Origin of the sequence: Bacillus sp. KICET-1 (assembly GCF_027721405.1) — a bacterium.
Classification (GTDB): Bacteria; Bacillota; Bacilli; order Bacillales; family Bacillaceae; genus Bacillus; species Bacillus velezensis.
Genome location: NZ_CP113515.1, coordinates 1887153 through 1899574 on the forward strand (window position 1 = coordinate 1887153; position 12422 = coordinate 1899574).

Here is a 12422-nt window from a genome sequence, read left to right on the forward strand (position 1 = left end):
GAGAGAGCACTCTCAATGGTTTGGTGGCGATAGCGAAGAGGTCACACCCGTTCCCATGCCGAACACGGAAGTTAAGCTCTTCAGCGCCGATGGTAGTCGGGGGTTTCCCCCTGTGAGAGTAGGACGCCGCCAAGCTATTACACGTAAGTGTAATATATGGAGGATTAGCTCAGCTGGGAGAGCATCTGCCTTACAAGCAGAGGGTCGGCGGTTCGAGCCCGTCATCCTCCACCATTCCTATCATACATAAGTTGGCGTATTAAGCCGGTGTAGCTCAATTGGTAGAGCAACTGACTTGTAATCAGTAGGTTGGGGGTTCAAGTCCTCTTGCCGGCACCACCTTTATATGTTATACTATATGAGTCTCTTGTAATAAGAGCCATTAGCTCAGTTGGTAGAGCATCTGACTTTTAATCAGAGGGTCGAAGGTTCGAGTCCTTCATGGCTCACCATGTTTTTCTTGCGGATGTGGCGGAATTGGCAGACGCGCTAGAATCAGGCTCTAGTGTCTTTACAGACGTGGGGGTTCAAGTCCCTTCATCCGCATTGCCAAACGCGGAAGTAGTTCAGTGGTAGAACATCACCTTGCCAAGGTGGGGGTCGCGGGTTCGAATCCCGTCTTCCGCTCCAACTATACTATACCATCCATGCCGGGGTGGTGGAATTGGCAGACACACAGGACTTAAAATCCTGCGGTAGGTGACTACCGTGCCGGTTCAAGTCCGGCCCTCGGCACTTATTGTTGCGCCCGTAGCTCAATTGGATAGAGCGTTTGACTACGGATCAAAAGGTTAGGGGTTCGACTCCTCTCGGGCGCGCCATACATACTTTTGAAAACGGGAAGTAGCTCAGCTTGGTAGAGCACATGGTTTGGGACCATGGGGTCGCAGGTTCGAATCCTGTCTTCCCGACCATTTTGGGGCCTTAGCTCAGCTGGGAGAGCGCCTGCTTTGCACGCAGGAGGTCAGCGGTTCGATCCCGCTAGGCTCCACTTGATTTTAATTGTTTTTTGGCGGTGTAGCTCAGCTGGCTAGAGCGTACGGTTCATACCCGTGAGGTCGGGGGTTCGATCCCCTCCGCCGCTACCATTGGACCTTTAGCTCAGTTGGTTAGAGCAGACGGCTCATAACCGTCCGGTCGTAGGTTCGAGTCCTACAAGGTCCACCACTTATACGGAGGAATACCCAAGTCTGGCTGAAGGGATCGGTCTTGAAAACCGACAGGGGTGTCAAAGCCCGCGGGGGTTCGAATCCCTCTTCCTCCGCCATATCTAATTTAATTATCATCGCGGGGTGGAGCAGTTCGGTAGCTCGTCGGGCTCATAACCCGAAGGTCGCAGGTTCAAATCCTGCCCCCGCAACCAAAAAATGGTCCGGTAGTTCAGTTGGTTAGAATGCCTGCCTGTCACGCAGGAGGTCGCGGGTTCGAGTCCCGTCCGGACCGCCATTTATAAAAAGGCTCGGTAGCTCAGTTGGTAGAGCAACGGACTGAAAATCCGTGTGTCGGCGGTTCGATTCCGTCCCGAGCCACCATTTAATTTAATATTGTTTTGGCGGTTGTGGCGAAGTGGTTAACGCACCAGATTGTGGCTCTGGCACTCGTGGGTTCGATTCCCATCAATCGCCCCAAACAACATGCGGGTGTAGTTTAGTGGTAAAACCTCAGCCTTCCAAGCTGATGTCGTGGGTTCGATTCCCATCACCCGCTCCATTTTTATATTGTCATGGGCCTGTAGCTCAGCTGGTTAGAGCGCACGCCTGATAAGCGTGAGGTCGGTGGTTCGAGCCCACTCAGGCCCACCATGATGATTTTTCCACAGTAGCTCAGTGGTAGAGCTATCGGCTGTTAACCGATCGGTCGCAGGTTCGAATCCTGCCTGTGGAGCCATACGGAGAAGTACTCAAGTGGCTGAAGAGGCGCCCCTGCTAAGGGTGTAGGTCGTGTAAGCGGCGCGAGGGTTCAAATCCCTCCTTCTCCGCCATAAGGCCCGTTGGTCAAGCGGTTAAGACACCGCCCTTTCACGGCGGTAACACGGGTTCGAATCCCGTACGGGTCATTAAAAAAACCTTGCATACTATGCAAGGTTTTTTATTATGCGTTCATAGCATAAATGGTAAAAGACAGGTATGTGGCAAAAGCGCTCCATAATAAATAAGGAACCAGAAGCCAGGCTGAAGCTTTACTGTATTTACCGGCAATGAGCAACAGAATGAGTGTTGTCACCGCCACAAGCAGGCAATCGATAGATGCAGCAAGCAAACTTTTCTGTGTGAATTGAAAATAGCTGAATCCTTGATTCACGATATAATTGATGAGAAGCATCACCCAAAAAGCTTTGGATTCTTTACATGAAAACTTTGCGTATATCAAGGCTGCTGAGAGCGAAATAAGCGCAAACAAAACCGCCCATATGATACCGATCACTGATCCGCTCGGCGTCCAGTCGGTTTTTTGCAGCGCGTCATACCATTCCCGGTCGATGGGAAAGAGAACCCCCGCTAAAGAAAACAAGACATATGTAATGATAAATACAATAATCGCACCGATATACTTCTTTTTCATTTGTTCCCTCCGCCATTCAATGTCAATACATTAGTTCCCTTTTTTGGAAAGATTAAACCTTTTAAAAGGTTCATGCACCATTAAGTGTATGAGTTTTCAGTGTGAAAATGCAGCAAACCATTTATTTGTATTCAAAAACCCCGGCAGGCCGGGGTTTTAATCAGCATGAAGATCGCCGAATGTCGTCATAATTCTTTCTTCGTCAAGTTCCTGTTCATATTTTTCGTGTGCTTTGCTTGGATACACGGAAATGTTTTTTCCGGTAATATCTGTCGCGATAAAGTTTTCATAATCCTCAGCATAGCCGATGTTTTCTTCTGAGTTCATTGTCATATCCCCATAGCTGAGCGGAGGATCCTCTAAATCCTGAGGCGTTTCTGAGTTTCCGTATTCCTCAACATCCTGATAAGCATCTTCACTATCGTAAGCCGCCCGGATTGATTCATCATCATCAAATTCAAACTGTCCGAACGGTGTTTCCTCTTCAATCGGCCTGTCTTTGGAAACGGCATCCTGCGAGGAATATTCCGCCAATGTCGTAGCCGTCGGCAGAGCTTCAAGTCTGTCATAAGGAATGTCCTTGCCGCTGACTTCACATGTGCCGTATGTGCCGTTTTCAATTTGTTTCAGAGAGTAATCAATGTCGCGAAGGTGCTCCCGTTCATGGTCGAGCAGAGCCAGGTCTTTTTCCCGCTCGTATAATTCGGTCGCCTGATCGCCAGGATGATTGTCATAGGAAGACAATTCGCCGGATGACTGATACGGGAATTCATCAGTTAACTGAAATTGATCATTTTCTTTAAAGCGGCTCAAAATATCATGTCTGGCTTCTTCCAATTCTTTTTTTAAGTGTGTGATCTGTTCGTTTGTAAGCACATCAATCCCTCGTTTCTATGTGATGCTTACTGTTAGTATGAACGCTTTTGCACAGAAAAATGGTGGATAAAAATAGTCATTTTCCCATGAGGAAGTAAAAGGATACAGTGATTGCCGAGAGTGGGGAAAGAAAATTCAAGTTTGTTTCTTTATTCATTTGCGCAAAAAGGTTTATAATAAGAAATGCGGGCATTTTGTCGTGCTCAAATCTGTGTGTTTGACACAAAGTCATCACAGGTGTATTGTATTAAAAGCATTTAACGGATTATGGAGGAATGTCTCATGGTGACAACGGTGCAGCATACGTTCCGAGAGGAAGCAGATCATGCATTACATAAAGCCAAACAAGTCAACCATGCTGTCTTATTGAGCTATTCAAGACGTATTGCGTCTTTAGACCCTCTATCATTTTTCAAAGACGGAGCAAAAAAATATAAAGGCAAACGATTTTTTTGGTCAGAACCCGGTAGTGAATTAACAATAGTCGGTCTTGGCACAGAAGCGCTGTTCCAATCGAATGAAAAAAATGGAAAGCGTTATCACGACGTTTTTGAACAATGGGAGCGCTTTAAAAAGATGGCTTTTCATATTCATGAAGAAGAAGAGGCGGCGCATACCGCGGTCGGCCCTGTCTTATTCGGCGGTTTTTCATTTAATCCCGCTGAAGAGAGAGGAGACGAATGGAACGGGTTCGAAGAAGGGCTGTTCTTTATCCCCTCACTCATGCTGACAAAGACGGCAGATGGTGATTATTTAACCGTCAATCAATGGGCAGCAGACGGTAATCAGGCAGAAGATACGCTGAAACGTCTGAAATCTTATTCGGAAGCTTTTTCAGTTTCTTCAATTGAGTATGAAGAATATCCTGTTTTAACAAAAGCGGAAGAACTTGATGTGGAAAACTGGCTTGAAGCCATTAAAACAGCAACAAATGATATGAAAGCAAATCAATATGATAAAGTCGTGCTGGCAAGGGAAGTCGTTTTGTCATATGATGGGCCTATTCCGGCAGAGAGCGTTGTCCGTAAGCTTTTGAAAGACCAAACGACAAGCTATGTTTTTGCGATTGAGCAGGGAGATAAATGCTTTGTCGGCGCTTCACCGGAACGGCTGATCAAAAAATCCGGCAAAGACGTCATGTCCACCTGTCTGGCAGGTTCAATTAAGCGCGGAGAAAATCAACAAGAAGATGACCGTCTCGGCAATGAATTGCTGCATGACGAAAAAAATCTCGCGGAACATGATTTTGTGGTTCAGATGATACACGATTCTTTCTTGTCGAGCTGCAGCGATGTGAAAAAGCCTGCAGGTCCGCAATTATATAAAACAAAAAGTGTTCAGCATCTATATACGCCGATCACAGGCTATCTTAAAACGTCCGCTTCGCTGTTTGATTTAATTGAAAAGCTGCATCCCACACCGGCATTGGGCGGAGCTCCCCAGCAGAAAGCTGTTGAAGTTATCGCTGATATTGAACCGATGACACGCGGATGGTACGCGGCTCCGATCGGCTGGATGGACGGCAGGGAAAACGGAGAATTTGTCGTGGCTATCCGATCAGGGCTGATTGAAGGCAAAAGTGCGCGGCTTTTCGCAGGCTGTGGTATTGTTGAAGATTCAGATCCGCAATCAGAATATGAAGAAACACAAATTAAACTAAAGCCGATGATCTCTGCTTTAGGAGGTGAAAGGCTTTGACAAACCCGATTACACATTATATCGGAAGCTTTATTGATGAATTCGCTCTATCGGGTGTCACCGACGCGGTTGTTTGCCCGGGATCGAGGTCAACTCCCTTGGCGGTTTTGGCGGCGGCCCACCCGGATATTCAAGTCCATATACAGATTGATGAACGGTCCGCAGGTTTTTTCGCACTCGGTCTTGCAAAAGCCCGCCAGCGTCCGGTCATGCTGATTTGTACGTCAGGAACGGCAGCGGCTAACTTCTATCCGGCCGTGATTGAAGCTCATTATTCAAGAGTGCCGCTTATTGTCCTGACTGCTGACCGGCCTCATGAATTGAGGGAAGTGGGGGCGCCTCAGGCGATTAACCAGCATTTTCTGTTCGGTAACTTTGTTAAGTTTTTCACAGACTCGGCTCTGCCTGAGGAAAATCCTCAAATGCTGAGCTATATCAGAACATTGGCCGGCAGAGCCGTAAGTGAAGCCGGGAAGCGTCCGATGGGGCCAGTCCATATCAATGTGCCGCTCAGAGAGCCTTTGATGCCGGATTTATCAGCCGGACCTTTTGAAAGAATGAGAAAGGGGCGGCACGTCTCAGTCACAACAGGGATTCAGTCAGCTGATCAAGATTCTCTCTGTCATATTACAGAGCGTCTCGCGGGGACCGAAAGAGGTATGATCGTCTGCGGCGAAATTCACGGTGAAGCAGAAAAGCAGCAAATCATTGCGCTTGCCGAGATGCTTCAGTTCCCGATTTTGGCTGATCCGCTTTCAAACCTCCGAAACGGGGAGCATGATAAGACGCTGATTATTGATGCTTATGACTCGTTTTTAAAAGATGAAGAAATAAAAGAGGTGCTGCGCCCTGACGCTGTGATCCGCTTCGGTCCGATGCCGGTTTCCAAACCGCTCTTTTTATGGCTCAGAGATGATCCTGCCATTGAGCAGTTTATCGTCGATGAAGACGGAGGATGGAGAGATCCCACCCAGGCCGGCGCGCATATGATTCATTGCCATCCGTCTGTGTTTTTGGAAGCGGTCCGTTCAGCTGAAACCGGAAAACGGCCGTCCGGATGGCTTGAGAAATGGCAATTTGTCAATGACCGGTTCCGGAGTCATTTACAGGCCGCGAACATGGATGATTTATCATTTGAAGGAAATGTATATCGTCAGCTTCAGCACCTTGTCCCTGAAGGCAGTTCGATTTTTGTCGGCAACAGCATGCCGATTCGCGACGTGGATACGTTCTTTGAAAAACAAGATCGTTCCTTCCGTGTTTATGCCAACCGCGGCGCTAACGGCATTGACGGAGTTGTCTCCTCAGCTATGGGACTGTGTGAGGGTACAAAAGCTCCTGTCACGCTTGTAATTGGAGATTTATCGTTTTACCATGATTTAAACGGGCTGTTAGCGGCTAAAAAACTTGGAATTCCGCTTACGGTTATTTTAATAAACAATGATGGCGGCGGGATTTTCTCGTTTTTGCCGCAGGCATCTGATAAGACTCATTTTGAAGAACTGTTCGGTACGCCGACGGGTCTTGATTTCCGGCATGCCGCCGCACTGTACGGCGGGACGTATACTTGCCCTGAGACATGGGAAGCATTTAAGGATGCGTATCAGCCGCAGGCGGACAAGCCCGGACTTCATATAATCGAGCTGAAAACAGATCGGACATCAAGAGTTCAATTCCATCGCGATCTGCTGCAGGCCGCAGTGCGGGAAGTGAAAAAAGAATGGAAACTGTAACTGTTAGAACGGCCGACGGCGTATGCTATCGGGCTGCTGATAGCGGACACGAATCGTCTGATGCTATTGTTTGTCTGCATGGATTTACGGGCAGCAAAGAATCATGGATGTTTTTACGCGGCATGTTTCCCGGCGAACGAATGGTGATGATTGACTGCCTGGGTCACGGGGAGACAGACGCGCCTGTGCAAGCGGCAAGGTACAGTGCGAGCCGGCAGGTTGCGGACCTTGCTGCCGTTTTTGATCAATTAAAACTTCACAAAGTGAAACTTATTGGTTATTCTATGGGGGGAAGACTTGCGTATTCCTTTGCACAGGCATTTCCGAATCGGGTGTCAGCGCTTGTTTTGGAAAGTACAACCCCGGGCCTCAGCACGCTTCAGGAACGTAAAAAGCGGATTCAGTCAGACCGGAAGCTTGCTGACTTTATATTGCGGGAAGGTATAACATCGTTTGTCGATTATTGGGAGGGCATTCCGTTGTTTGCCACGCAGCTTTCTCTGCCGGACAGCGTAAAGGCGTCCATCCGTGCCGGCAGGCTGAAAAATAATCCGTCCGGACTTGCAGGAAGCCTGCTCGGAATGGGGACGGGCTCACAGCCTTCCTGGTGGGAGGCATTACACCGCATCAAGGCGCCCGTCCTGCTCATATGCGGTGAATGGGATGAAAAGTTTTGCGCTATTAATCAAAAGGTGCATAACCTGCTCCCATCAAGTAAAATAGAGGTTGTTAAACAGGCGGGGCACACGGTACATGTGGAACAGCCGCGAATTTTTGGTAAGATAGTAAGTGAGTTTTTATACGGCTTGTAAAGCATAAAGAAAATAGCTTTTCGGCCGGACTCAGGCAAAAATGAAGGAGGTCATATCAATGGCTGCAGAATGGAAAAGTGAACGTCAGTACGATGAAATCCTGTACGAGACGTATAACGGTATTGCAAAAATAACAATTAACCGCCCGGAGGTACATAACGCATTTACTCCTAAGACGGTATCAGAAATGATTGACGCGTTTGCTTGTGCGCGTGATGACTCCAATATTGGTGTCATCGTTCTTGCGGGAGCGGGAGATAAAGCATTCTGTTCAGGCGGAGACCAAAAAGTCCGCGGTCACGGCGGATATGTCGGAGACGATCAGATCCCGCGTCTGAATGTGCTTGATCTTCAGCGTTTGATCCGTGTTATTCCTAAACCGGTCGTAGCGATGGTATCAGGCTATGCCATCGGCGGAGGCCATGTGCTTCATATCGTCTGTGATTTAACGATTGCGGCCGATAATGCGATTTTCGGCCAAACCGGACCGAAAGTGGGAAGCTTTGACGCCGGTTACGGCTCAGGTTACCTGGCGCGTATCGTCGGACATAAGAAAGCCCGTGAAATCTGGTACCTGTGCCGTCAATACAACGCGCAGGAAGCGCTCGACATGGGGCTTGTCAATACGGTTGTTCCATTAGAGAAACTTGAAGAGGAAACAATTAAATGGTGTGAAGAAATGCTTGAGAAAAGCCCTACAGCCCTTCGTTTCCTTAAAGCGGCATTTAACGCAGATACAGACGGCCTCGCCGGAATTCAGCAATTTGCAGGAGATGCAACGCTTCTTTATTACACGACTGACGAAGCGAAAGAAGGCCGCGATTCCTTTAAAGAGAAACGCAGTCCCGATTTCGGTCAATTCCCTCGTTTTCCGTGATCAGATGAAACTACGAAACAGCTTGAGCCGCTCTGGTCCAAGCTGTTTTCTTTTCAAAAAAAGTACTTTTACCTCGGAGATGATAACATGCTGACAGAACAGCCGAATTGGCTCATTCAAAGGGCTCAGCTGACACCAGAGAGAATCGCTCTCATATTTGAAAACAAACAGATGACATTCAGAGAATTATATCATGCTTCTAAACAAATGGCCGCGCGGCTGTCCAAATACTGCTCGCTTAAAAAAGGAGACCGGGCCGCGATTTTGCTTTCTAACAGACCGGAAATGGTTTATGCCGTTCATGCATGCTTCTTATTAGGGGCGGAAGCTGTGCTGTTGAATACGAAACTCTCAAAACAGGAACGGTTGTTTCAGCTCGAAGATTCACAGGCAAAGCTTTTATTGACGGAGGACGGCTTTTGCCGCAAAGAATATGAATCTGCGGTTGCCGCCTTAGATGTGGACGAGCTGCAGGCTGAAGAGGCGGGTGACATTGAACCTGAAGCTTATGTAACGCTTGATGATACGGCGACTCTTATGTATACGTCAGGAACAACGGGAAGGCCGAAGGGGGTGCAGCAGACTTTCGGTAATCATTATTCCAGCGCTGTATCGTCTGCGCTGAATCTGGGGGTCACGGAGCGGGACCGCTGGCTTATTGCGCTGCCGCTGTTTCATATCAGCGGTCTGTCTGCGCTGTTTAAGTCGGTCATTTACGGCATGCCTGTCGTGCTTCATCAAAAATTTTCTGTCACTGATGTGCTGGACAGCATCAGTTCCCATCAGGTCACGATCATTTCAGCGGTGCAGACCATGCTTTCGGGCCTGCTTGCGGAAACTGAACAATGTCCTGAATCACTGCGCTGCATTCTGCTTGGCGGGGGGCCGGCACCGCTGCCGCTCCTTGAAGAATGCCGCAGGAAACAATTTCCGGTATTCCAATCTTACGGCTTGACTGAAACCTGCTCGCAGATTGTCACGCTTTCTCCGGAATTCAGCATGGACAAGCTCGGCTCGGCCGGTAAACCGCTGTTTTCATGCGAAATTAGAATTGAAAAAGACGGAAACCCTTGTGCGCCGTTTGAACACGGTGAAATTACGGTGAAAGGCCCGAATGTAATGAAAGGGTATTACCATCGTGACGACGCAAACCAGGCCGCTTTTCATAATGGATGGTTTAAAACGGGCGATCTTGGCTATTTGGATGATGAAGGGTTTTTATACGTGCTGGACAGGCGGTCGGACCTCATTATTTCAGGCGGAGAAAATATCTACCCGGCAGAAGTGGAAGCGGCGCTGCTTGCCCATCCGGCTGTAGCGGAGGCCGGTGTTTCGGGAGCCGAAGATCCGAAGTGGGGGAAAGTGCCGCATGCTTTTCTTGTGCTGACTTCTTCTGTCAGTTCTGAGGAGCTGACCGTCTTTTGCCGTGAGCGGCTTGCAAAATATAAAATACCGGCTGCTTTTTTCGAGGTTGACGAGCTCCCGCGGAACGCGTCCAATAAACTGATGAGACATCGGCTGAATGAGCTTCGTAAAGGAGAATTGTCATGATTAAGATTGAAAAAATCACCCTTTATCATGTAAGTATGAGGCTGAAAAAACCGTTTAAAACAAGTATTGAAACGTTGCAGGACCGTAAATTTTTGATCGTGGAAGCGATCGATGAAACCGGGAGAACCGGCTGGGGGGAGGTATCGGCGTTTTCTTCTCCGTGGTATACAGAAGAAACGATTCAGACATGCGCGCATATGCTGAGAGATTTTTTCATCCCGAATGTCGTAGGCCGCGAGTTTTTCCATCCGTCAGAGGTGCCTGACAGTCTCGCGCGTTTCAAAGGAAACCGCATGGCAAAAGCGGGGCTTGAATCAGCCGTGTGGGATCTATATGCCAAGAAAAAAGAGATATCACTCGCAGAAGCCTTAGGGGGCAAAAGAGATAAAGTGCCCGCCGGCGTGGCGGTGGGTCTGGCTTCGGCTGATGAGATGCTTCGGGAAATTGAGCAATACGTAAAAGAAGGTTATCAACGTATAAAAATAAAAATTCAGCCCGGCCATGACGTTGATCTGGTCAGAGCCATCCGCAGCCGTTTTCCGAACGTACCGCTGATGGCGGATGCCAACTCGGCATATGAACTGAAAGACATCAGCAGGCTGAAAGAGTTGGATGAATTCCAGCTCATGATGATAGAACAGCCGCTTCAGGCAGATGATATTGTCGATCACCGCCACCTGCAGAAACACTTGAGAACCGCGGTATGCCTTGATGAAAGCATATGCTCATATGATGACGCAAGGCGGGCGATTGAGCTTGGGAGCTGTAAAATCATTAACATAAAACCGGCCCGTGTAGGAGGCCTGACAGAGGCTTTAAAAATACATGACTTATGCAGAGAGCATCACATGCCGGTTTGGTGCGGCGGAATGTTTGAAACCGGCATTTCGAGAGCGCAGACAGTCGCGCTTGCTTCGCTGCCGCAATTTACGATACCGGGTGATATTTCCTCATCAGACCGATACTGGGAGGAGGATATTGTCACTCCCGACATCCATATCGAAGAGGGATTCATCTCTGTTCCGGACGGTCCCGGACTGGGTGTCGAAGTCAATCAGGAAATAATGAGAAAATACGTCACCCAAATGGACGTTTTTACGACAAACAACTGATAAAAAGACATTTCAGCGTGTTGAGCTGCCTGTAAGCTGCTGTTATATTGAAACTGTTCATCATCACCCCTTCCCCCGTTTGAACCGGCTGTATCAGCCGGTTTTTTTAATGAGCGGACACTTGACAAATGTGAGTGCGTGCGATATTTTTGCACAAAGGAAACTTTTTGTCCTGTATCAATCATTTGTTCTTAAATATAAAGAATTGTCATAAGACTGACATCAACATCACATTTAAAAGAGAACGGGACAAAGGAAAGGGGACGGATATGAAAAAAAGCAGTGTAATGGCGTCTGTGCTGATGGTTTGTTTTGCATTGTCTTCATGCAGCTCTGAATCTTCAGGCGGACAAAAAGGAAAGCTCACGATTACGGCTACCACTTCTCAGGTGGCTGACGCCGCTGAACATATCGGCGGAGACCATGTTGAAGTGACGTCACTGATGGGGCCTGGAGTCGACCCGCATCTTTATAAAGCATCACAAGGAGATACGAAAAAATTAACGGAGGCGGATGTTGTTTTATACAGCGGACTTCACTTAGAGGGGAAAATGGAGCATATGTTAACGAAAATCAGCAGGCAAAAGCCGTCCGCAGCAGTGGCTGAATCAATACCGAAGGAGAAATTGATTCCAGCGGGTGAGAATATGTATGATCCGCATGTATGGTTCAGCATTCCGTTATGGCTGTATGCCGTTGACGAAATCGAAGCGCAATTAAAAAAAGCAAAACCGGAATATGCAGACGACTTTACAAAAAACGCCCAAGAGTATAAAGAGAATTTGAAATATTTAGATAAAAAATCGAGAGAAAAGATCGGGACAATTCCCGAAAAAAGCCGTGTACTAGTTACAGCACATGATGCCTTTGCGTATTTTGGCAAGGAATACGGATTTGAGGTCAGAGGACTTCAAGGGCTGAGCACTGACTCTGATTACGGACTGAAAGATGTTCAAAAGCTTGTCAGTCTGCTTGCGGATAAGGAAATTAAAGCTGTGTTTACGGAAAGCAGCGTATCGAAAAAGTCAATAAACGCGGTTGTTGAGGGCGCCAAAGAAAAAGGTCATGATGTTTCGGTCGGCGGCTGGCTGTATTCAGATGCCATGGGCGAAAAGGGGACAAAAGAGGGCACGTACGCCGGTATGTTCGTCCATAACATAGATACGATTGTCAGCTCATTAAAATAAACAGGAAGGGAGAG

9 protein-coding genes, 21 tRNA genes and 1 rRNA gene are annotated in these 12422 nt (G+C 47.9%); 29 read left to right on the forward strand and 2 right to left on the reverse strand.

All coding sequences use genetic code 11. The annotated features are described in order from the left end of the window. Positions 1–19 precede the first annotated feature (19 nt). The 22 genes from rrf (at position 20) to OVA33_RS09735 (ending at position 2056) form a co-directional block, all read left to right on the forward strand. A 5S ribosomal RNA gene (gene rrf / locus OVA33_RS09630) occupies positions 20–135 on the forward strand. A gap of 23 nt (positions 136–158) precedes the next feature. Continuing rightward, positions 159–234 (forward strand) — tRNA-Val (locus tag OVA33_RS09635). A 29-nt stretch (positions 235–263) separates the two neighbouring features. After that, a tRNA-Thr gene (locus tag OVA33_RS09640) sits at positions 264–339 on the forward strand. 37 nt (positions 340–376) lie between these two features. Beyond that, positions 377–452, forward strand: a tRNA-Lys gene (locus OVA33_RS09645). A 10-nt stretch (positions 453–462) separates the two neighbouring features. Further along, positions 463–546, forward strand: a tRNA-Leu gene (locus OVA33_RS09650). Between the two features lie 9 nt (positions 547–555). Continuing rightward, a tRNA-Gly gene (locus OVA33_RS09655) sits at positions 556–630 on the forward strand. A 19-nt stretch (positions 631–649) separates the two neighbouring features. Next, positions 650–735 (forward strand) — tRNA-Leu (locus OVA33_RS09660). A 9-nt stretch (positions 736–744) separates the two neighbouring features. Then, positions 745–821: transfer RNA gene (locus tag OVA33_RS09665), tRNA-Arg, on the forward strand. 16 nt (positions 822–837) lie between these two features. Beyond that, positions 838–914: transfer RNA gene (locus tag OVA33_RS09670), tRNA-Pro, on the forward strand. Positions 915–918: 4 nt separating this feature from the next. After that, a tRNA-Ala gene (locus OVA33_RS09675) sits at positions 919–991 on the forward strand. A 20-nt stretch (positions 992–1011) separates the two neighbouring features. Next, a tRNA-Met gene (locus OVA33_RS09680) sits at positions 1012–1088 on the forward strand. 2 nt (positions 1089–1090) lie between these two features. Continuing rightward, positions 1091–1167 (forward strand) — tRNA-Ile (locus OVA33_RS09685). A gap of 7 nt (positions 1168–1174) precedes the next feature. After that, positions 1175–1267: transfer RNA gene (locus OVA33_RS09690), tRNA-Ser, on the forward strand. Between the two features lie 19 nt (positions 1268–1286). Further along, positions 1287–1363: transfer RNA gene (locus OVA33_RS09695), tRNA-Met, on the forward strand. Positions 1364–1369: 6 nt separating this feature from the next. Next, a tRNA-Asp gene (locus OVA33_RS09700) sits at positions 1370–1446 on the forward strand. Positions 1447–1456: 10 nt separating this feature from the next. Further along, positions 1457–1532, forward strand: a tRNA-Phe gene (locus OVA33_RS09705). A gap of 20 nt (positions 1533–1552) precedes the next feature. Further along, a tRNA-His gene (locus OVA33_RS09710) sits at positions 1553–1628 on the forward strand. Positions 1629–1636: 8 nt separating this feature from the next. Further along, positions 1637–1710: transfer RNA gene (locus OVA33_RS09715), tRNA-Gly, on the forward strand. A gap of 15 nt (positions 1711–1725) precedes the next feature. Beyond that, positions 1726–1802: transfer RNA gene (locus tag OVA33_RS09720), tRNA-Ile, on the forward strand. 10 nt (positions 1803–1812) lie between these two features. Then, positions 1813–1887, forward strand: a tRNA-Asn gene (locus OVA33_RS09725). A 3-nt stretch (positions 1888–1890) separates the two neighbouring features. Continuing rightward, a tRNA-Ser gene (locus OVA33_RS09730) sits at positions 1891–1981 on the forward strand. Between the two features lie 3 nt (positions 1982–1984). Then, positions 1985–2056: transfer RNA gene (locus tag OVA33_RS09735), tRNA-Glu, on the forward strand. A gap of 35 nt (positions 2057–2091) precedes the next feature. On the opposite strand, the gene OVA33_RS09740 is transcribed toward OVA33_RS09735, so the two are convergent. Together OVA33_RS09740 and OVA33_RS09745 are read right to left on the reverse strand one after the other, a co-directional pair. Continuing rightward, complete coding sequence (locus OVA33_RS09740; protein ID WP_014418714.1) at positions 2092–2562, reverse strand: TspO/MBR family protein; 471 nt, start codon at positions 2560–2562, stop codon at positions 2092–2094. 156 nt (positions 2563–2718) lie between these two features. Next, a complete protein-coding gene (locus OVA33_RS09745) occupies positions 2719–3438 on the reverse strand; it encodes a TraR/DksA C4-type zinc finger protein (RefSeq protein WP_017418431.1) in 720 nt (239 codons plus the stop codon). Positions 3439–3720: 282 nt separating this feature from the next. Here OVA33_RS09745 and OVA33_RS09750 point away from each other — a divergent pair, with 282 nt between their 5' ends. The 7 genes from OVA33_RS09750 to OVA33_RS09780 all read left to right on the forward strand — a co-directional run bounded on the left by OVA33_RS09750 (position 3721) and on the right by OVA33_RS09780 (position 12408). Continuing rightward, on the forward strand, positions 3721–5136 hold the full coding sequence (locus OVA33_RS09750; protein WP_017418430.1) for an isochorismate synthase: 1416 nt from the start codon (positions 3721–3723) through the stop codon (positions 5134–5136). Continuing rightward, on the forward strand, positions 5133–6869 hold the full coding sequence (gene menD / locus OVA33_RS09755) for a 2-succinyl-5-enolpyruvyl-6-hydroxy-3-cyclohexene-1-carboxylic-acid synthase (RefSeq protein WP_017418429.1): 1737 nt from the start codon (positions 5133–5135) through the stop codon (positions 6867–6869). The genes OVA33_RS09750 and menD overlap by 4 nt, the downstream gene beginning before the upstream one ends. Continuing rightward, positions 6857–7681: a 2-succinyl-6-hydroxy-2,4-cyclohexadiene-1-carboxylate synthase gene (gene menH, locus OVA33_RS09760; RefSeq protein WP_017418428.1), complete on the forward strand. Its 825-nt coding sequence runs from the start codon at positions 6857–6859 to the stop codon at positions 7679–7681. Before menD ends, menH begins: the two co-directional genes overlap by 13 nt. 58 nt (positions 7682–7739) lie before the next feature. Then, a complete protein-coding gene (gene menB, locus OVA33_RS09765) occupies positions 7740–8558 on the forward strand; it encodes a 1,4-dihydroxy-2-naphthoyl-CoA synthase (RefSeq protein WP_003152221.1) in 819 nt (272 codons plus the stop codon). An 87-nt stretch (positions 8559–8645) separates the two neighbouring features. After that, entirely contained in the window at positions 8646–10109 is a 1464-nt protein-coding gene (locus OVA33_RS09770; RefSeq protein WP_017418427.1) for an o-succinylbenzoate--CoA ligase, read from the forward strand. Continuing rightward, positions 10106–11221 carry an o-succinylbenzoate synthase gene (gene menC / locus OVA33_RS09775; protein WP_014418709.1) on the forward strand — a complete coding sequence of 372 codons (1116 nt, stop codon included), beginning with the start codon at positions 10106–10108 and terminating at the stop codon, positions 11219–11221. The genes OVA33_RS09770 and menC overlap by 4 nt, the downstream gene beginning before the upstream one ends. Before the next feature lie 269 nt (positions 11222–11490). Then, positions 11491–12408, forward strand: a complete 918-nt coding sequence (locus OVA33_RS09780) for a metal ABC transporter solute-binding protein, Zn/Mn family (protein WP_017418426.1) — start codon at positions 11491–11493, stop codon at positions 12406–12408. The last annotated feature ends 14 nt before the right edge of the window (positions 12409–12422 follow it).